Source organism: Mesorhizobium sp. M0676 (assembly GCF_040320535.1).
Taxonomy (GTDB): domain Bacteria; phylum Pseudomonadota; class Alphaproteobacteria; order Rhizobiales; family Rhizobiaceae; genus Mesorhizobium.
Genome location: NZ_JAMYPU010000032.1, coordinates 15,100 through 33,714, shown reverse-complemented (window position 1 = coordinate 33,714; position 18,615 = coordinate 15,100). Strand labels below are relative to the sequence as shown.

The following is an 18,615-nucleotide window of genomic DNA, read 5'->3' as shown; positions in this document are numbered from 1 at the left end:
CCATGACCCAACCGATCATCGTGTTCGACCTCGACGGGACGCTGATCGACACGGCGCCGGACCTGCTCGACAGCCTCAACCACAGCCTTGCCGCCAGCGAGCTTGCCGCTGTCGACGAGGCCGGCTTCCGGCGTTTTGTCGGCCAGGGCGGACGGGTGATGATCGAGCGCGCGCATACCGCGCAGCAGAAGTCGCTGGCGGTGGACGAGCACGACCGGCTGCTCAAGCTGTTCCTCGACCACTACACGCTCAACATCCCCGGCAAGTCCCGCCCCTACCCCGGCGTGGTCGAGGCGATCGCCCGCTTCGAGAAGGCCGGCTACCTGCTTGCCATCTGCACCAACAAATACGAGGCGAATTCGAAAGCGCTGATCGAGGCGCTCGGCCTGACAAAGCATTTCGCCGCGATCGCCGGCCAGGACACGTTCGCCTTCCGCAAGCCCGACCCGCGCCATCTCACCGAAACCATCAGGCTCGCCGGCGGTGACCCGCACCATGCGCTGATGGTCGGCGATTCGCAGACCGACATCGACACGGCCAAGGCCGCCGGCATTCCCGTGGTTGCCGTCGATTTCGGCTACACCGACCGCCATGTCAGGGAATTCGAGCCGTCGGCGGTGATTTCGCATTTCGACGCGCTGACGCTCGACCTGGCGGAACGGCTGATTGCTGCGGCGACCGGCTGAACGAAACGGGCGAGTGCGCGGCAGCGCCTGCCCTCGCCTATTTCAGGCATAGAAGGCGGGCGCATCGCCTTGACTTCACAACCCTGCCTCCCTTATATCGCGGCTCGCTTGGCCTTCGGGCAACGAGCGGGCGATTAGCTCAGCGGGAGAGCACACCCTTCACACGGGTGGGGTCGCAGGTTCAATCCCTGCATCGCCCACCATTTTCTTTCCCGGAACAGCACACTCCAAGCCAGCACTCCTAGCAGCTGCAACTCGCCCCTTCCCCACCAAAATTCTTCTGCGCAAAGTTCAACGCGCTTGAGTAGCTCGTGTAGCTCTGGAACTGGCATACATCGGATCCGTTCCGCACCTTCATCTGCTCGAGATCCCAGAACGAGACCTCGATGTGATCGTTGGCACAATAGACCGTGTATTTTTCAGGCTCCAGCGCTCGTGCCTTCTGCGCCGGGATGGAGACGGCAGGAATGGAAAGCACGGAAAGTGCAAGCATGATGGCGTGACGTGTGCGCATGTAAAAACCCCGAATGAAAACCAGCCCGTATTATTGCCGCTATCTTGAAGCGCTGCATCACGGCTTTTTGACGAACGACTTCTTTCCGGTGCCCGGCTCGCCGTCAGCTATGTGCTGATCCAGATCTCCGCTGTGTTGGCGCTAATTGGTACCGCTCGGGGGCGCGTGGCCGGCAGCAGGGAGGTCGGCTTGGATTGCGTCCATTCGGTCATGGTGTTCCTGCAAGGCATCGCAGCGCCGCGCGAGCCTAAGCCTTCTTCTTTCGTCTCCGTGATCCCGCCCGCATCGCAATTTCGGTGCCGCGAACCGTTTCGTACTGGTCGGCATCGATCAACGATTGGTCGAAGCTGACGCCGGTCATTTCGGAGATTTCGGTCAGCGGGTACATGGCGCCGATGAGCTCGTCGGAGACGGCAAACTCCAGCTCCGTGTCCGACAGATCCTGTTCGAGGACGAAGCCATAGCTGGCGAGCCCGTCTGTGACGCGCGCCACGATCACCTTCCAGAAACGGCGCGGCACCGGCGCGCGAAGACTTGTTCCCTTGGGGCCTTTGCCGGCAAAGGTTCGGTCGTCATCGGCGAGCACCGGGCCAGCGAAGACACACAGCCGTTCGCTCGCCGCCTCCGACAGGACGTGGTTCTCAAGATCGCCCCAGTTCTTCTCACCGCTGTCGGAGCGGTTGTAGCCCTCGACCTGGGGCGAGCAGTTGGTGACATGGAAGGAGCAGACATTGCCCCTGAGCAGAAGCTCGAAGGTGCTGCCCCAGGCCACGTCATCGCGCCGGACGATATGGCCCTTGTCGAAGGCGCCCTGATCCTGAGTGTAGAAGACATCGGGGATCTGATACTTGTCGTCGAGCCGCAGATCCGGGAACCAGCGCTCGCTGAACAGGCCGCCACGCGAATAGTTGCGGCCCTTTTCCGGCTCGCGCAGATTGCTCTCCTCGGTGACGTTGGAGGCGGTGAACAGGGCCAGCCGCCGCTTGGCGTGCATCTTGAGCGAAAAATTCTGGTAGTCGAGCCGCGTGCCACCGGCCTTGAGCGGCGCCAGCACGGACAGGTCGGTGGCCTCCGGCATCGGCACCACGACGGGCGCGAGCTTGGTGCCGCCAGAGAGAAATTTCTCGTCGTAGCCCTCATAAGCGTCATAGTCGGCGAGCGTTTTGGGAACGAAGGCGCCGCCTGGAGGGGTCGGCTTGGCCGCTTCGAGTTCGACCGACTCCGTGACCGCTTCATGGGCAGGAGTTGCGCCGAGCGAGACGGTGATGCGCAACGGCACTTCGAAAGTGACGCTGCCGCCGGGCGAAACGACGACGCCTCCGGATGAAGGCGTCTGGGTGACGACGCCCGCGATCTGCTTAACGCCGCCGACCTCGACCAGGTTTACGCCCTCGGCCGGCGACCCGCTGTCCGCCTTGTTCCACCATGCGCCCCAATCGTTGGGGCCGCCGCTGGCGGCGCCGGAGAAATTGAGGCCGAGGTCGACGACGCGCTGGTCCCTGGCCAGCGCGCCGGTGGGCACGGCGTAGTTGCGTTCGAGATAGCGGCCGGCAAAATGCAGCGCCACGACCTCGCCAGTGGCGAGATTGATCATGCCGGTACCGGAGTTGCCACCGGTCGTCGAGCAGTCATGTGTCGCCGCGCTGACGATCTTGCCGAAACTTTCAGTGTTGAAGCCGCCCTGAAGCATGCCCGGCTGCAGGCGCTTGACCTGGAAGCGGTTACGCATGATCTCCGTCTGGACGTCGATCGCGTTGCGATTGTCGAACGCGGGATAGCCGATGGCGACGACCTCCTGGCGCAGCATATCGCGCGCGTCGGCGACGGCGAGCGACAGCGGCGTGATGTTGTCGGGCAGGCCTTCGACTTCGAGGATCGCCATGTCCCAATAGGGATGGATCATCCGAACATTGCGGATCTTGAAGACGTTTCCCGCCGCCGAATCGCGCTTGAAGTCGATGCCGGCAGCGCGGCCGCTGATGAATTGCAGATTGCGGTCGCCAAGGCCGTCCGCAAATATCTGCGCCACATGACGGTTGGTCATCAGCAGGTTGCGGCCGACGACGAAGCCCGTGCCGCCGTAAGGGATATTGGTGTTCCACAACAGTTCGATACGCCCGATCGCCGGCAGGGCGGCTTCGATGCGCTGCTTCAATGCGGCCTCGCTGGTAAGCTTCGTCCACAGCGAATGGCCAGGTGTCGGAGCGCCGTCGAAAGTCAGCGTCGTAAAGGTGCCATCCTTGATGTCATAGACCGGCCGCAACTCCGGGATGATTATGGCTTCCAGATCGGAAAGCTGCTCGGGCGCGACTTCGGCGCCCCGCGCGAGGCTCTCCATGCCAGCGCGCGCCGATTCAAACGCCGCCTCCGTCTTGCCGGCTTCCGCAGGCGCAAGGGATTCCAGAGCGCCGCCTGCCATCGTCTCCACGTTGCCGAGGACTGATTCAGTCCCCTCGCCCCCGGTGACGAGATCGAGATATTGACGGATTCGCTGCTCTCTGCTGACCGGCATAGTCGCCCTCAAAGGTTCTGTCGAAGAAAAGAAATGTATTGCCCCATTTTAGACTGGTGCAATTCTGACTGGCAGGCAAGGAAACAAATCAACTCGCGTCGAAGATGACCGGAGTGCAACGTCGGCATGTCTCTTTGCCGCAGTCGCTCGCGCGATGTATGACGCTCGCATTATTTCAGCGATGCTGTATGTGATCTCCGTCACAGACGCTCACGCTGTTTGCGCCCACCTATCGCAACGGGTGGAAGGGCCATTGCGGCCGCTCGGTTTTACAGAAATTTTATCACCTATCCATTTTTATCAGTCGGCGCCTGCACGCGCGGCTCCTCTCGCCGGGCGTGCAGGCGGCTTTCCGCCCGGCACGAGCCAGGCACTGGGCGCGACCACTGCGCCAAGCCTTTACAAGGCGTAATCGCAAGGGATGAACGCCGGCCTTTGACGCGGTGCACTCTTGCCTTAGACTTCGGCCCTTAAACTTCGCCGATTGCGGCAATTGGGAATTTGGAACATGGCTTTTGGCGGCCCAAACGACAGAAACGATCTGCCGCGCCTGGCACGCATCGATCCAAAGCTGTTCGATATCCTGTTCAGCGGCTGCAAGGTCGAGCGCTACGCCGCCGGCCAGCATCTGTTCGTCCAGGAAGATGCCGCCGACCGGATCTACGGGGTGATGAGCGGCACGGTGGAAATCTCGATCTATTCGCCTGGCGGGCAGAAGCTGGTGGCCAATATCGAGCTGTCGCGCAGCCTCGTCGGCGAGATCGGCGCGCTTGACGGGCGGCCACGCACCGCCACCGCCATCTGCCTGACCGCTTGCGAGCTGGTTTCGCTCAGCAGGACACAACTATTTGATCGCATTGAGAAAAATCCACTGCTGGCACGCGCGATGATCGAACTTCTGTGCGCCCGGCTGCGCTGGGTCAGCGGCGAACTCGGCGACCAGGCCTTCTTCGGCATCGAGGCGAGGCTCGCCAAACGCCTGGTCTTCCTGGCCAAGGTGATGGCCGACAGCGCCGGCTGGATTCCGATCTCGCAATCGGAACTCGGAGAGTTCCTCGGCGCCACGCGCGAGTCCGTCAACAAGACGCTCAACGACTGGCGCAACCGCTCGTTCATTGCCATCAAACGCGGCGGCCTGCGCATCACCGACACCGGGGCGCTGCGCCATATCGCCGAATCGCAGGACGACGACTGACGCCGAATCAGAGCCGCGAAATTAGGTAGCGCAGCGCCGAGCGGCTGGGCATGAAGAAGTATCCACCCCCCTTGGTGGTGACGAATTGCGGCATGTCACGGAGCGTCGTGACCTTTTCCCATGACGGAATGGTGAACCTGCCATCACCGCCGCGCGAACCAATCGTCGGGTCCTTTTCAGCGACGAGGCCCTGGAACGTGGCCGACGAAACCCAGGTCTGCTGAATGAATTCGTACTGGCGCTCTATGTCGGCGTTGAGGCACATGAACAGCAGCCCTTTCTCGACCTTGCCATTCTTGCCGTCGTGCTTCTCATAGGTACGGCCGACCCGCAGGATACGATGGCGCTTGCCGATATTGATCTGCGTATCGCGGTCCTCACCCAGCGAGTCGCGTGGGTTGGAACGGCGAATGTGGGCACCAAGCGGGCAGCGATGGCCTTGCGGATCCTCGGCGCCAGCGGCGAAGTCGTTGTCGATGACGCGTCCCGGATGATCGGGGTTTCGCACCAGCGAGCTACCGTTCTGCCAGCGGCCGAGCATCTTGGCGGCAATCCAGTCTTGCGTGATGGCTTGGTTGCCGAGTTGGCTCGCGACCAAGGCTGCAGCCTTTTTGCAGTAGTTGTTGAAGACGTCGACGTGCTGCTCGAACTGGCGAATAACCAGGAATGAACCGTTGCGCCCGAAATCGCGCGGCGGTGGCGGCAGGCCCGGAATCAGCCGGCTACGGCGCACCTGCGAAAGGATTCCAGTCCGATCGCGTGATGCGCTTACCGAGGGCGAGGCTGGATAGAACCCATGCTCATCACGATAGCCGAACAGGAACTCGCCGGGCGCGACCAGATGCATGGGCGCGGCGCCCCTACTGGCGCGGGTCGTGCCCCGGACAATCGGCTGCGAAATCCCGTCCGCGAAACCGAAATGCTCGTAGGCTGGCCCACGTTCCGACCGATCGTCACGCTTTGCCCCGTCGGACGATTTCGTCTTCGTGTCGGTCGGACCCCGGTTTACGGCGAGCGGCAGTTCGGCGACGACCTTCATGCCTGCACCGGTCGTCTTTCGTCTCACGGTGGCAATCTCGGTCTTCAACCGTCCCGGGTCTTCAGCATAGCAGACGATGACCAGGTCCACAGGGTTCTCCAGCGACCCCCACTCCCATTCGTCCGGGCCGTCGCGGCCTCGGTCGTCCAGTATGCGCCCACGCTCGGGGTTGCCCATGCCATGGCGAAAGGCGATCGGAAATGTTTCCAGTGGATCGCCCTCCACACCCTCGTCGAGCCCAAACTGCCGCAGGCCACCGGGACCAAAGGCGACTATCATAGCGCGCCCGGCGGGCCTGCCTTCGCCGAAACTCGTCTGCTCGACAACGAAATCGAGCCAGGCTCTGCGCTTGGGCGCCGGCAACTTGTCCGGCACCCGGATCGCAAGCATATGCGAATAAGCGAGCGGGCCGAGCGGGCCGAAGAAGATGGACTGGATCTCGCCGGTTTCCAGCTGCTGTTCGAGAGGCGCCGGAAAGGCAGAGCTGATATTGGCCAGCAGCGAAGTGGTCTTTTGAACGGTGGTTGTTTCGCTCGCCGGGCGCCGTAGCGAACCGAACAAGCTCAGCCAGTCGCGCGCCTCGTTGCCGACGGCGGAAGCAATGCCGCGCCTGACCCGGGAATTGATCCGGATGCGCTCTGTGTTGATTTGGGGATAGGCGGAGTACCAGAACAGGGTCGGCACCTGCTGGCGCCGCGCCCAGCGCTTGAAACGATCGCCGTCGCGCGCGCCGTCCAGGAACAGCCATCGTGTGCGTGGATAGCCCACGGTGTTGCTCCACACGCCGGTCAGGCCAGCGGACGCCTTGGCGATGAAGTCCTCAAGATAGCTTTCCCAGCTGCCGCCGTAGTTGGAGAAGAACATCAATCGGTTGGAGCCGGGCAGCAGTATCCAGCGGGCGAAATGGATGGTGTTGATTGTGTTGAGGAAGCCTGGCTTGAATACCTTCTGGGCAGCTATCGAGATCAGGTAGAAGGAAAACCTGAGCGCCAGCCGCCGCAGAATGCCGGCCTTCATCGTCGAAATCGCAGTCAGATGGTTTTGTGCCGCGTGGCCCTCCTTGACGAGTATCGCGTTCAATTCAGATATGCCGATCGATGTGCTTTCCGGCCGATCCCTGTCCTCGCGGCGTCGCAGCGCCAGCAAGCACGAAAACGCCAGCAGCGCCGCTGCCACCAACACTCCAAGTCCCGACAACAGAAGTGAGGTGATTGCTACGGCTATGGCGGTGAAGGAGATTTCCTGGGAACTGATGTCGATAGATCTGCCGAACACCACACTGTAGGTCATGTACCAGCAAGCAGCCCAGATGATCGCCACCGTGACGAAGACCGGCGGTACCAGCAACGTCGTCACCAGGGCACGGCCCCAATGACCCGGCGGCTTTTCCAGCAGGCTCTCGGCCGGCTCGAACGCCCAGGCAAACGTCCCTAATGACTGGACATGCTGGCGAACTTCAGCGAGCACGGCAGGAGCGTTGCCGGCGCCTTTGCGTGGCCGCTCGACGATGTCGCGCACGGCTTCGAAAAGCTGCTGCTCGGCCTTGATACGCTGGACCGAGTGCCCCGGCGTGCCCGAAAACACCAGTCCGGCATTGCTGCCGAAGGACGGCGATATGTCGACATTGTGCTTGCGCAGGAAATCGTTCAATGCGCCGCCATCGCGCAGATCGCAGACATCCTTGAAGATCGGCCGCAGCCGGTGCCCGATGGCGTGCGTGACCGCATCGATGACATCGTCGATGCTGCCGTCACCGGAAATCTCGAGAACCAGAGCTCCTTTTTCCTGACCGGAATCAGCGCCGATCTCGCCGGTGCCGACCACGGTCAGGCTGGTGAAGTGGACGGTGCCGGCAATGTCGAGCGCGGTGCGGATATCTTCGGCGGCCGGGTTGCCGAGGCTGGCAACCTTGTCGCGGACAGCATCCAGCGACGCGGATCGGGTGACCGGGCAGACCACCGTCACCATAGACTGCGTTACGGTGCGGCAGAGTTCTGCCCGTTCGAAATCGACCTTGAGGGTTTCGGGATAGGCGCCGATGCGGGTCATGCGCCCGGCCTTGCCGGGCATGCGGCGCACGCCCTGCTTCTGGAACAGGGCGCGCAGGCTTTCGCCGATCTGGATCCTGGCGATCTCGGCGCCGATGCACTGATGAATGCCGTGGCCGAACACCATGTAGTCGCGATGCGGGCGCGATGTGTCGAACTGGTCCGGGTTCTGCACGGCGTCCGCATCGAACATCGCCGACAGCGTCGCCGGCATCACCACCGTGCCGGCTTTCACCAGGCGCTCGCGGCGCGTGCCCTTGCCGATGATTGCGTCGCGCGCCGTGTAGCGCCAGGGGCCGACCCAGATCGGCTTGAAGCGCATGGCTTCAAGGACGGCCCTGTCGAGCTTGGCGGTATCGTTTTCGGCCAATGCGGCATCGATAGCCTGCCGTGCGTCGGGCCGCGACAAGATCACGTCGAGGCAATTGCCGGCGGCCAGCACATTGGTCGGGACGAAGCCGGCGATCATGCCCAGCATGATCGAATTGAGGTCATCCCGCGACAGGCGGCCCTGATCCATCTGGACAACCAGCCTCGCCAGCGGTTGCTCGGCCTTCAAGCCCCGGTCCCTAGCCGACTGGATGGAGCGATCGATGACTTTGAGAAGACGGTCGCCCGCCACCACTGCGAGTTCGCGCATGACGGGGCTCGCCGTCGGGTCCGAAAAGAACAGCGCACTCAGCGCGATCGCCCAGTCGGCGAATTCGGATTCATCGTCCATCTCGACGCCGAAATAATCGCGGCAGATGTGCACCGGGACGATCTTCATCAACCTGGAGATCGCATCCAAGCCGGGGCTGGCGCGCGTCATGATCTCTTGCGAATGACGCGCCGCGATCGGCCTGACGGCGGCTTCGACCTCGGCCGGCGGGAATGCACTCAGCACCGACGATTTCATGCGCCGGTAGTCGGCGCCGTCCTGCATGCCGAGGATGAAGTTCGATCCGCGGGCAAGCTCGGTCATTTCCGGGCCGTATGGGGTCTGGAATTCGTCGCCGCGCTCCAATATGTCGCGGACATCGGCGTTCTTGGTGACCACCAGAACACCGAAGAGCTTGCCGGTCGGGCGGATACGCCGCAACAGGGAAAGCGCCCAGCGGGGGTCTTCGGCCAGAGACCCGACGATGCGCGCAATCAGCCCTGTCTTGCGGATCCGGCCGAGATCGAACGGCGGCATTTCCGACAGCGGGCGCTGGTTTTTCTGGGCCACGCGAATAGCGTCGAAATACTTCAGTTCGGTCATGCGCGTTCAAGCCCCCCGGCTATCCACGTTATTGCGATGCCGGCCGTTCAACGCCTAGGTTTGCATCGGTTGCACGTATGTGAATCTTTTCACAGTTGGTCCATGTTCCAGCCAGCATTGACGCCATGTTCATTTGGCCAGTCGGAAATTGGCGACGAGGAACTCGTTCGCGGCCTTGTCGGTGAACGGTATCCAGCGCACACGCTGTTCTGAAAAATCGGGATGCCGGGTGGTGAAAATGGTCATCTCGCGCCGCGCCTGTTCCGGCCGGCCGCTTCGCATCAGCGCGCCGATCTTCAGGAACCTGGAATAGAAATAGCCGGGAGACAGGTTGAGCGAGCGGTCAGCGGCAGCGATCGCCGCCGGCCAGTTCTCGACCAAACAATAGGCCGCCGTCAGTTCCCCCAGATTGTGGAAGCGGTAGAGGTCGAACGGGCTCAATCGCTCGGTATCGAGAAAGAACGGTATCGCGGTCGCGGCATTGCCGAGCAGCAGCTGGGCGCTGCCCATGGCCGAGCGCGCGAAGGCAAAGCTCGGATTGATGTGGATCGCTTCCTCGAGATGGTCGACGGCCGACCGCGGTTCGCCGCGCATGATGTCGACGGCGCCGAGATGGGCGTGCGGGCGCGCATCCAGGCTGTCCACCAGCAACGCCTTGCGGGCAAACTGCTCGACCTTGTTCAAATCGTCGCTGTCGCCGAAACGCAGCCATGCCCGCCAGAAATACCACCACGCCAGTTCGTTGAGCACGGCGCTCGAGTTGGCGTCCTCGCGGTAGGCCTTCTGGAAGAACTCGAGTGCGGTTTCGGTGTCGCCGCGGGTGCGCCGGTTCATGTGCCAGCGGCCCCGTCGCACCAGTTGCCAGGTCTCCAGGCTTTCCCAGGGAACCTGGAAGGTGCGTGCCTGTTCCGCCCGGTCGACCTCCTTGTCGAGGATCGAAACGATCTCAGCGCCGATCTGGTCGCGCAGGTTGAAGATGTCGACCAGATCGCGATCGAAGCGCTGCGACCACACCAGCCGCCCGTTGGACGCGTCGGCCAGCGAGGTGTTGAGGCGGATCTGGCCACCATTGCGCATCAGCGTGCCGCTGACGATGTAGCGCGCGCCGAGCGCGTTGCCGATCACCCGCGTGCCCAGCGTGTCGTCGCGGAACTGGAAGCTGGAGCCCTTGGCGATGACCGAGAGCCATCTGGTGTTGGATAGACCATAGATGATGTCCTCGGCGATGCCGTCGGCCATGTAGCCGATGTCATGCTCGCCGCCATCGGCGTGGAAGGGCAGGACGGCGATCGCCGGCGGCCCCTTGGACGACAGCTTCTGCTGCGCATTGGCCTGGGGAATGGCCGCGAACGACGCCGCCGGCGAGGATCCGTTGCCGCTGCGGCCGGCGATCAGAACGCGCACCGGCAAGGCGATGTTCTTCAGCATGAATTCGCCGAGATCGGTGAAATCGGCCGCCGTCTTGTCCTTCACATGGTGCCAGGTCGTCTCCGAAACGGCGAGACCGTTGCCCGGCGCGAATTCCTGGATTCTCGCCGCGATGTTGACGTCGTCGCCGTAGAGGCGGCCACCACGCACGATGACGTCGCCGGTGTTGATGCCGGCGCGAAACGGCATGCGCATATCGTCGGCAACCTCGGCGTTGAGGGCGACGATGCGGCCCTGGAAATCAAAGGCTGCGCGCAACGCCTCGATCGGATTGCCGAACTCGGCCATGATGCTGTCGCCGGCGTCGCCGAACGTGCGGCCGCCAAATGTGCCACAGCTGTCGGCGATGATGTCGCGCCGTTCCTCGAATGCCGCGACAGCAGACTCGTCGTCGATGCCCATCAGCCGCGAGAACCCGACGGCATCGATAGAAATGATTGTCGCCAGCTGACGGGTGTAGTTCCGTACAGCCATGTTCGAGCCCCCGCTCCCTTTCTGGTTCTGGTCCAGCACAGGCGACGACCCGTTCCTGAAACACTTCGCCGCGCGCTGAGAGATGAAGATTCCGGCGGGGTTGGCGCGCCATGCCACCCCGCCAGGACCAGAAGTCTAGCAGGGTCTTTGGCAAAGCTCTACCACCATCGGGTTGTCCAGCGCGGGCCGTGGCAGCACTCATGGTTGGCCGGCCGTTGGCGCAAATATGGGCGTGCCGTCGCTCTGATCGCCGCGATCCAGGGCTTCACGGAACCTGCGCGACGTCAGCTATCGGAACAAACTGTGCTGCCTGCGAGTTTCCGGTGCGGTTCAGCCAACGTGAAATGAGGGTAATCATGCGAAATCTTGTTCTGGCGACCGGTGTCGTCGTTGTTCTGGCCGGCTCGACGGCCTTTGCCGCGGATGACAGCCCGCTGCCGCCGACGAATGCCCAGAAACTGTCGGCAATCATCGCCAAGGTCGAGCAGCGCGACGGCTTTCGCTATGTGAAGGAGGTCGACTGGGACAAGGACGGCTACACCGTGACCTATTACACCGCCGACAAGGCGAAAGTCGAAATCACCTTCGATCCCGTGACCGCCGAACCGAAATAGCGCCGATACCGCACCGCTTCGGCAATTCCGTCCGCCGCGTTTTTTTGCCTACGATGGTTGCAGTTGTCGGACAACGGGGCGACCATGCTTTCTTCCAATCGAATTGCCAACTCGCTTGCGCTTGTCGTTGCACTGGCTGGCGCGGCGGTCTGCCTTGGTCCAGCGCGTGCCGACGGGCCATCCTTCGACTGCCGCAAAGCCAGCCTGCCGGTGGAAAAGGCGATCTGTGCCGACCCGCAACTGTCGGCAATTGATGCCTTGGTGGCCGAGGCCTTTACGGGTTTCGAGCCAGCCTTTGGCGGCGACAAGCGCAAGATCGCCCGTGCGCTCATCGACGACAGGAACGCCTGTGGGCAGGATGCCGCCTGCATCGTCAGCGCCCAGAACAATGCGCTGCAGACCTACGGCAATGCGCCGTCCTGGGTGCAGGATTACAACATCGCCCTGATCGGCAAGAAGGCGCTCGACACCGCGGCCCGCCATCCGGGCAGCCCCGACCAGCCCCTGCCCTCGTCGATCGGCCAATGCGCCTTGACCCACATCACCGCGCTGACGACGCGGCTCGGCGACGACCCGCTGGAAACCGCCGGCCCTGAAGCCGGCAGCCTGGCGCGGTTCAGCAATGGCGGCGCCGGGGTTTCCTACGAGCGGGAGCCTGGCCTTGCCAGTTCGAAAGCCGGCGATCCTGTCGTCATGTGCCTGATATCGATCCCGAGGGATTGTCCGCAGGGCGACGAGCGCGGGCGGGTCTATTACGGCGTCGACCTCACGATAAAAGGCACATGGGTTTTGCCGGATTCGCAACATCTATGCGGCGGCGCCTGAAGATTTGCCGCAAAGCACTGCTGGATGCACTCTTGCGCCGATCCGCCTTTGATGGCTGAGTGCGCGTAACAGTTGCAGGGCACGGGGGTGCATGGCCATGGTTAAGCATGTTTTGAAGCGCATCCTGATGATGCTTGCCGGCTATTTCGTTTCGGTGCTGATCGGATTGTTCGCGGTCGTGGCGATATATTGCGCACTCGCCGTATTGCCCAACGCGCCGGACTATTTCGGCGCCATGCAATTTTCGCCCATTGTCGTGCTGCTGTGGCCGCCGCTCGGCATGGTCGTCTATTTCCTGACGATCGTGCTGACCGGCCTGCAGACGCTGATCTTCGCGCTGCTCGCCGAATTCTTTGCCCTGCGCAATTTCCTGGTGCACATGCTGTTTGGCGCCGCTGCCGCTGCAGCCGGCTTCTTCCTGGTCTGGCCGGCCGCGGAAGAGGATGCCGGACGCTGGGCCGATATCGGCATCATCGCCGCCGCCGGCCTCGTAGCCGGTCTGGTCTATTGGCTGATCGCGGGCCGCGACGCCGGCTTCCGGCGTCCGCTCATCCAGCGCTGATCGCAGGAAACGGGTGACCGTCCATCGGCCAAAAATCTAATAAAACCAGATAGACAAAGTGAGTTCCTCGTTTCGTTGAACGAGGAACTCCGCTGGTTCAGCTCGTCGGCGAACGCACCGCTTCGATCGCGTCCAGCGCCTGCATCAGCCGCGTGTCGCGGTCGTAGACGTCGTTGAAATATTCGACTTTGCCGGACATGTCCGGCCAGGCAGTGAAGTAGGAGACATAGACGGGAATCGTGCGTGTCACGTCTTCGCTGGCATGGCCGTGCTTGAGCTTTTCGGCGATGTCGTCGACCGAGACGCCGAGCACCGCCGCCGCCATCCCACGTGGATCCTGAAGGCGAATACAGCCATGGCTGAGCGCCCGCATATCGCGCTGGAAGAAGGATTTTTGCGGCGTGTCGTGCATGTAGATGGCGTGCTTGTTGGGGAACAGGATCTTCAGTTCGCCCAGCGCATTGGCTTCGCTCGGCTGCTGGCGCACGCTGTAGGGAATGTTGGCGCCGTAGGCGCCCCAATTGACCGAGGAAGAGGGAACCCGCCTGCCGCGCGAATCGGTCACCTCGTAGCCGGCACGGTCGAGATAGCCCGGATCGCCACGCAGCCTTGGCAGCATCTCGTTGACGATGATCGACTGCGGCACGCCCCAATAGGGATGGAAATCGACCTGCTTGATCTCCTTGAAGAAGAAGGCGGTCTGGTTGGTGGTCCGGCCGATGACGACGCGGGTCTTCAGCTTCTCCTCGCCATTGTCGATATAGCTGGCGGTGAAGGCGGGCTGGTTGATGAAGACCCGCGGGCTGCCGAGATCGGACGGCATCCAGCGCAATTCTTCCAGCGCGACCTGCACCTTCTGCAGCCTGTCTGCCTTGGATGCGCCGGCGAGCGAGGCGACGGTGCGCGGGCCGATGACCCCATCGCCCTTCATGCCGGCCTTCACCTGCACGGCCTTGATGATCGGAACCAGTTCGGGAACATAGACATCGCTGGTGCCGAGACGAGACAGGATCTCGCCATAGGCGCCGCCCATCTCGTCGTCGAGATTGCGCGCGATCAGCGTCAGCAGCTTCGGCAGTTCGGCGCTGGTCTCGCCGGGCTTCAGCAACAGCTTGGGATCGACGACGATTTCGTTTTCGGCGCTCGCCTGCAGCGATTCAAGTTCGACGCGCAGCGCCTGATATTCCGCGTTCTGCGGGTGCCGCGATTCGAGGTAGGTGCGCACTTCCTGGGTGTGGGCCAGTGTCTTGAGCGCGCCTTCCATGTCGACCGGCTTCGGCGGAAATTCATAGTAGCCGGTGATGCGATTGGGATCGACGCGTCCGCTCTGGGCGTCACGGGCATAGCGCAGCACGCGCGCCGACAGCGCCATCTCGAAGCGGACGAGTTCCTTCAGATGGGCGTCGGCATCGACTGCCGATGCGTTGGCTGCCGGCACCTCGACCGTGTAGTCGGCCGACGTGAGACCATAGCTTGCGGCTTCGCCAAGCACCCGCACCGCATCCTGGGCGCGGGCATTGGGATTGCCCTCGTTCACCCAGATGAAATCAGGATTGGCAGAGTAATAGGCAATCAGTGCCTTGGCGATATCGGGCTCGGCATAGAGTTCATAGTCACTAAGGCCTGCAACGGCTTCGCGGAAGGCAGTGCTGGTCGCCGACGGCACAAAGGCGGCGTCTTCAGCTGTTGCCACCTGGGGAGGTGCTGCCACCAACGCGGCAAAGTCGACGCGCACCAGCCGGTCGGCCTTGTAGGTGTAGTAGGACGGGCTGCTGATCCTGGTGCCGCCGCCGCCCGATACGGCGGGCTTCGGCTTGCGCTTTGGCGGCGGCGGGAATTCGCCTTGCGGCCTGTGCTTGACGCCACCGCCGAACAGCATGTCGAACAGGCCTTGCGCGCTTGCCTGCGGCACACCGAAGGCCAGTGCTGCCGCCACTGCAAGCGGCATCACGGTGGCTTTATTTCCGAGGAATTTCATTAATCACCCGCTCCGGCTGCAAGCCGGCTCCCGTTCCGCGCCGCTAGACGATCTTGCCAACCGCATGGCGGATGTAAGGCGCTACTATACCGATTCATACCGATTTCGTTAAGCTTCCATAAATTTCCGCAGGCCTGTTGCAGAACGGTTTCACAACATCGTGACGTCTGGAGCGGCGTTGCCGCTCCAGACCGGTCAAAGCGGCTGCTGCTTCAGGCGTTGGCGCCACCGTCGATGGTGAGCGCGGCGCCGGTGACGAAGCGCGAATTGCCGGCGGGCTTCGACAGCAACGCGGCGGCGACCTTCTATGCGACGGTCCAGCACGGCATGTCGATTCAGGCCCGCGACGGCGCCTCGTGCGACGCGCTCATGGCCACAGTGGCCGGAGCGATGGCGGCGTGGCAGGGGCTGGTCGGAACAGCGTGACAAAGCGCGGAGCTTGTGCTGGAAATCCAGTCGGCGGCGAAATGCGCCGGGAGGGATCATCCGTGAAAAAAGGGTATCGCGAGTTGCTCGACGAGGCCAATGCCGAGATCGAGGTGGTCTCGCCCGAGGAAGCGGCCGGGCTGCTCGACGACGAGGACACCATCTTCGTCGACCTGCGCGATCCACGCGAGATCGAGCGGGACGGCCAGATCCCCGGCGCCAAACATGTCACTCGCGGCATGCTGGAATTCTGGATCGATCCCGAAAGCCCTTACCACAAGCCGTTCTTTGCCTCGGGCAAGAGCTTCGTCTTCTTTTGCGCCGGCGGCTGGCGCTCGGCGCTGGCCACCAAGACGGCGCAGGATATGGGGCTGTCGCCGGTCAAGCACATCCTTGGCGGCTATACCGCCTGGAAGGCGGCCGGATTGCCGGTCGAGCCGGGCGGCAAGAAGAAGGGCTAGCTCACCGCTCCGGCGTTGTCGGAGTCGACAATACACCCATTGGAATCAATGCAGTATCGGCTCGCGCTCGTTTTTGACAAAAGTCACAGCGCGTTCGACAACACCTTTGTCGGCGAGAATGCGACGGTGGCCGAGCCCATCGGCCCAGTGCAGCCGCACATGGCTGCCGGCGCCGGCATAACGTGTGGCATGATCGGCGGGGACTTCGCGGTCGTCCGGCGCGTGGATGACCAGCGTCGGCACCGGCGCTTCGGCCAACTGGCGGTCGCCGGTGAATTCATGCAGCGGCCGGCCCGACAGCCTTTTCACCTGATCGGCCATGGAAACCTGCGAACGCGGACCGACATTGAGCATGCGGCTGAAGTCGGCGAAGATCGCCGGCAGGGAACTTGGCGCGGCGACCAGCACCAGCCGCTCGGCCGCGACGGGCTGGATACCCTTGATCGAACCGGCAATGGCATTGGCGGCGACGGCGCCACCGAAGGAATGGCCGACGATCGCCTTGAACGGACCGAACCATTCGCCGGCGACCCTGACCGCCTCGACCGCATTGACCATATTGAGATGACGGCCCAGCGACTGGCCATGGCCCGGCAGGTCGAGCGAGGCGACCCGGTAGCCCGCATCGCGAAAGCCTTCGATCAGCGCCCGCATATATTCCGTGCGCGAACGCCAGCCATGGACCACCAGCACCGTGCCGGCAGACGCCCTGCCCGGCTCGGGCCGGAATTCGTGCACCATGACGCAGCCGGCCTTGGTCGTCAGCCGATGATGGCGCGCCTCGGCCATGAAGCCGGCGGCGCGGTCGACCGCACGCCGCTCGCCGTCGCTGAGCGCCTTCACGCTCGGCGTGCGGCAGAACAGTTCGAAGGCCGCGCGCCCGCTCAGACGCGGCGCCACAAACTCGGCCGCGCCGAACACGCCCCGGATGACCTTCAGTCCAAATGATGCCATAGTGGCGTTCCATCCATTCCGTTCAAGCATGAACATAATAGTTCAAACATGAACATTAAACAAGAGCTGCCCTGGGACAACCCGCGCTTTCGCAACTGGGTCGCGGTGGCGCGCGCCTGCCATGTGCTGGAGCGTACGCTGGCGGTAAAGCTGGCGCCGCTGGATCTCAAGCCGGCGCAGCTCGACGTGCTGATGAACCTCTATCGCCATCCCGGCATGTCGCAGCACGATCTCGCCCGCAAACTGCTGGTCGGCCGCTCCAACATCACCATGCTGTTGCCGCAGCTCGAGGCGCGCGGCCTGCTGCGCCGCGAAGGCGATGAGAAGGACAAGCGCGTGCTGCGGCTGACGCTTACCGAGGCCGGCACGGAGCTCCTGATGAAAGCGCTGAAGGTGCATATGGCGCTGATCGAAAAGGCGATGAGCCAGTCGACAGCGGAACAGTGCGACATGATCGGCGAACAGATGCGCAAGATCTATGACGTGCTGAAGGATACCTGAGCCGTTCGATCTACGCGCCTCCCACCTCACCACATCGTCTTCTTCGCCCGCTCCGGCCATTCCTTGTCGTAAGTACCGGCATCGATATTCTTGCGGCTGGTGACTTCCAGGATTGTTCCGGGTGTCGGCAGCGATTTCGGGCCGACGTGCTTTGCCGGGTTCCACAGCTCCGAGCGAACGATGGCGCGGGCGCACTGGAAATAGACCGAATCGACATCGACCACGATGACCGAGCGCGCCGGCTTGCCTTCGACGGCGAAGGAGGCGCAAAGCGCGGCGTCGGTGGTGATGCGGGCGCGGCCGTTGACGCGCAGCGTCGTGCCCGAACCCGGCACAAGAAACAGCAGCCCGACGCGAGGATTGCGGATGATGTTCTTAAGCGAATCGGCGCGGTTGTTGCCGCGTCGGTCCGGCATCATCAGCGTTCTCGGGTCATGCATGCGCACAAAGCCGGCGAGATCGCCGCGCGGCGAGCAGTCCAGCCCTTCCGGCCCGCTCGTCGCCAGAGCGACAAAAGGCGAGGCTTCGATGAAGGCGGCATATTCGGGAATGACGTGGTCGAGTTCCTTGACCGTCGACGCTTCGCCGGGCAAGCCGTAGAGCGCTTCAAGTTGTTCAACCGATGTGATCTCAGACATTTCCCGTCTCCGAACCGTTGCCAGCGTTACCCCCAGTCAATGACGTTTTGCCGACAGTGCCGAACTAGCGGTCGCGGCTCAGTCCCTTCTCCTGGAGCTCGGCGAGATAGGCATTCCAGCGCGCGTCCTTTTCGTGGCCAAGCGTGTGCAGGTAATTCCAGGTGAAGATGCCGGTGTCGTGGAAATCGTCGAAGGTGATGCGCACGGCGTAGTTGCCGACCGGCTCGATCTTCAGGATAGCAACGTTACGCTTGCCGGGAACCGTCACCCGCTGGTCCGGCGAATGGCCCTGCACCTCGGCCGAGGGTGAAGCGACGCGCAGCAGTTCGGCCGGCAGTTCGAACGGCCGATGATCGGGAAAGGTGACGGACAGCAGTTTTCTGTCCTTCGAGACCCTGAGTTCCTTCGGCGCCGTCATTGTTCTGCATCCCGCATCAATCCGCCCTTCCCTACGCTGCTTCGCGCGAGCGGAAAAGGCCATTTGGACCCGGCCGACACCGGATGTCGGCCAGGGAAT

At 62.9% G+C, this 18,615-nt stretch carries 16 protein-coding genes and 1 tRNA gene; 9 read left to right on the top strand and 8 right to left on the bottom strand.

Features of this window, described 5'->3' with window-relative positions:
- Positions 1 to 2 precede the first annotated feature (2 nt).
- Entirely contained in the window at positions 3 to 686 is a 684-nt protein-coding gene (locus tag NKI35_RS26605) for a phosphoglycolate phosphatase (protein ID WP_352741820.1), read from the top strand.
- 128 nt (positions 687 to 814) lie between these two features.
- A tRNA-Val gene (locus tag NKI35_RS26600) sits at positions 815 to 889 on the top strand.
- A gap of 38 nt (positions 890 to 927) precedes the next feature.
- Here NKI35_RS26600 and NKI35_RS26595 read toward each other — a convergent pair.
- Together NKI35_RS26595 and NKI35_RS26590 are read right to left on the bottom strand one after the other, a co-directional pair.
- Entirely contained in the window at positions 928 to 1,200 is a 273-nt protein-coding gene (locus NKI35_RS26595) for a hypothetical protein (protein WP_023706833.1), read from the bottom strand.
- 247 nt (positions 1,201 to 1,447) lie between these two features.
- Complete coding sequence (locus NKI35_RS26590) at positions 1,448 to 3,712, bottom strand: DNA/RNA non-specific endonuclease (RefSeq protein ID WP_352654780.1); 2,265 nt, start codon at positions 3,710 to 3,712, stop codon at positions 1,448 to 1,450.
- A 508-nt stretch (positions 3,713 to 4,220) separates the two neighbouring features.
- Between NKI35_RS26590 and NKI35_RS26585 the strand changes: the two genes are divergently transcribed.
- Positions 4,221 to 4,907, top strand: coding sequence for a Crp/Fnr family transcriptional regulator (locus tag NKI35_RS26585; RefSeq protein WP_023726584.1), 687 nt, complete (start codon positions 4,221 to 4,223; stop codon positions 4,905 to 4,907).
- 7 nt (positions 4,908 to 4,914) lie between these two features.
- On the opposite strand, the gene NKI35_RS26580 is transcribed toward NKI35_RS26585, so the two are convergent.
- Complete coding sequence (locus NKI35_RS26580) at positions 4,915 to 9,237, bottom strand: cytochrome P450 (RefSeq protein ID WP_352741819.1); 4,323 nt, start codon at positions 9,235 to 9,237, stop codon at positions 4,915 to 4,917.
- A gap of 129 nt (positions 9,238 to 9,366) precedes the next feature.
- The gene (locus NKI35_RS26575; protein ID WP_352741818.1) at positions 9,367 to 11,139 is read right to left on the bottom strand and encodes an adenylate/guanylate cyclase domain-containing protein; all 1,773 of its coding nucleotides are present in this window, start codon (positions 11,137 to 11,139) and stop codon (positions 9,367 to 9,369) included.
- Positions 11,140 to 11,495: 356 nt separating this feature from the next.
- On the opposite strand from NKI35_RS26575, the gene NKI35_RS26570 reads away from it, so the two are divergent.
- From NKI35_RS26570 to NKI35_RS26560, 3 genes are all read left to right on the top strand, one after another.
- Positions 11,496 to 11,753, top strand: a complete 258-nt coding sequence (locus tag NKI35_RS26570; protein WP_023726587.1) for a PepSY domain-containing protein — start codon at positions 11,496 to 11,498, stop codon at positions 11,751 to 11,753.
- 84 nt (positions 11,754 to 11,837) lie between these two features.
- The gene (locus tag NKI35_RS26565) at positions 11,838 to 12,578 is read left to right on the top strand and encodes a lysozyme inhibitor LprI family protein (RefSeq protein WP_352534795.1); all 741 of its coding nucleotides are present in this window, start codon (positions 11,838 to 11,840) and stop codon (positions 12,576 to 12,578) included.
- Positions 12,579 to 12,669: 91 nt separating this feature from the next.
- Complete coding sequence (locus tag NKI35_RS26560) at positions 12,670 to 13,140, top strand: hypothetical protein (protein WP_023668992.1); 471 nt, start codon at positions 12,670 to 12,672, stop codon at positions 13,138 to 13,140.
- A gap of 97 nt (positions 13,141 to 13,237) precedes the next feature.
- On the opposite strand, the gene NKI35_RS26555 is transcribed toward NKI35_RS26560, so the two are convergent.
- The gene (locus NKI35_RS26555; protein ID WP_023690750.1) at positions 13,238 to 15,118 is read right to left on the bottom strand and encodes a L,D-transpeptidase family protein; all 1,881 of its coding nucleotides are present in this window, start codon (positions 15,116 to 15,118) and stop codon (positions 13,238 to 13,240) included.
- A gap of 234 nt (positions 15,119 to 15,352) precedes the next feature.
- Here NKI35_RS26555 and NKI35_RS26550 point away from each other — a divergent pair, with 234 nt between their 5' ends.
- Together NKI35_RS26550 and NKI35_RS26545 are read left to right on the top strand one after the other, a co-directional pair.
- The gene (locus tag NKI35_RS26550) at positions 15,353 to 15,544 is read left to right on the top strand and encodes a hypothetical protein (RefSeq protein ID WP_502897174.1); all 192 of its coding nucleotides are present in this window, start codon (positions 15,353 to 15,355) and stop codon (positions 15,542 to 15,544) included.
- A 62-nt stretch (positions 15,545 to 15,606) separates the two neighbouring features.
- Positions 15,607 to 16,005, top strand: coding sequence for a rhodanese-like domain-containing protein (locus NKI35_RS26545; protein WP_023682502.1), 399 nt, complete (start codon positions 15,607 to 15,609; stop codon positions 16,003 to 16,005).
- A 45-nt stretch (positions 16,006 to 16,050) separates the two neighbouring features.
- Here the strand turns inward: NKI35_RS26545 and NKI35_RS26540 are convergent, their stop codons facing one another.
- On the bottom strand, positions 16,051 to 16,959 hold the full coding sequence (locus tag NKI35_RS26540; protein WP_352741817.1) for an alpha/beta hydrolase: 909 nt from the start codon (positions 16,957 to 16,959) through the stop codon (positions 16,051 to 16,053).
- Positions 16,960 to 17,007: 48 nt separating this feature from the next.
- On the opposite strand from NKI35_RS26540, the gene NKI35_RS26535 reads away from it, so the two are divergent.
- Positions 17,008 to 17,460 carry a MarR family winged helix-turn-helix transcriptional regulator gene (locus NKI35_RS26535; protein ID WP_023682500.1) on the top strand — a complete coding sequence of 151 codons (453 nt, stop codon included), beginning with the start codon at positions 17,008 to 17,010 and terminating at the stop codon, positions 17,458 to 17,460.
- Between the two features lie 26 nt (positions 17,461 to 17,486).
- On the opposite strand, the gene NKI35_RS26530 is transcribed toward NKI35_RS26535, so the two are convergent.
- Positions 17,487 to 18,098 (bottom strand): pyridoxamine 5'-phosphate oxidase family protein, encoded by a 612-nt coding sequence (locus tag NKI35_RS26530; RefSeq protein ID WP_023714204.1) that lies wholly within the window; start codon positions 18,096 to 18,098, stop codon positions 17,487 to 17,489.
- Positions 18,099 to 18,162: 64 nt separating this feature from the next.
- Positions 18,163 to 18,516 carry a gamma-butyrobetaine hydroxylase family protein gene (locus NKI35_RS26525; protein WP_023668999.1) on the bottom strand — a complete coding sequence of 118 codons (354 nt, stop codon included), beginning with the start codon at positions 18,514 to 18,516 and terminating at the stop codon, positions 18,163 to 18,165.
- Positions 18,517 to 18,615: the final 99 nt, after the last annotated feature.

Coding starts and splice junctions, on each gene's coding strand:
- NKI35_RS26605 (WP_352741820.1), top strand. CDS start 3: ATGACCCAACCGATCATCGTGTTCGACCTCGACGGGACGCTGATCGAC.
- NKI35_RS26595 (WP_023706833.1), bottom strand. CDS start 1,200: ATGCGCACACGTCACGCCATCATGCTTGCACTTTCCGTGCTTTCCATT.
- NKI35_RS26590 (WP_352654780.1), bottom strand. CDS start 3,712: ATGCCGGTCAGCAGAGAGCAGCGAATCCGTCAATATCTCGATCTCGTC.
- NKI35_RS26585 (WP_023726584.1), top strand. CDS start 4,221: ATGGCTTTTGGCGGCCCAAACGACAGAAACGATCTGCCGCGCCTGGCA.
- NKI35_RS26580 (WP_352741819.1), bottom strand. CDS start 9,237: ATGACCGAACTGAAGTATTTCGACGCTATTCGCGTGGCCCAGAAAAAC.
- NKI35_RS26575 (WP_352741818.1), bottom strand. CDS start 11,139: ATGGCTGTACGGAACTACACCCGTCAGCTGGCGACAATCATTTCTATC.
- NKI35_RS26570 (WP_023726587.1), top strand. CDS start 11,496: ATGCGAAATCTTGTTCTGGCGACCGGTGTCGTCGTTGTTCTGGCCGGC.
- NKI35_RS26565 (WP_352534795.1), top strand. CDS start 11,838: ATGCTTTCTTCCAATCGAATTGCCAACTCGCTTGCGCTTGTCGTTGCA.
- NKI35_RS26560 (WP_023668992.1), top strand. CDS start 12,670: ATGGCCATGGTTAAGCATGTTTTGAAGCGCATCCTGATGATGCTTGCC.
- NKI35_RS26555 (WP_023690750.1), bottom strand. CDS start 15,118: ATGAAATTCCTCGGAAATAAAGCCACCGTGATGCCGCTTGCAGTGGCG.
- NKI35_RS26550 (WP_502897174.1), top strand. CDS start 15,353: ATGGTGAGCGCGGCGCCGGTGACGAAGCGCGAATTGCCGGCGGGCTTC.
- NKI35_RS26540 (WP_352741817.1), bottom strand. CDS start 16,959: ATGGCATCATTTGGACTGAAGGTCATCCGGGGCGTGTTCGGCGCGGCC.
- NKI35_RS26535 (WP_023682500.1), top strand. CDS start 17,008: ATGAACATTAAACAAGAGCTGCCCTGGGACAACCCGCGCTTTCGCAAC.
- NKI35_RS26530 (WP_023714204.1), bottom strand. CDS start 18,098: ATGTCTGAGATCACATCGGTTGAACAACTTGAAGCGCTCTACGGCTTG.
- NKI35_RS26525 (WP_023668999.1), bottom strand. CDS start 18,516: ATGACGGCGCCGAAGGAACTCAGGGTCTCGAAGGACAGAAAACTGCTG.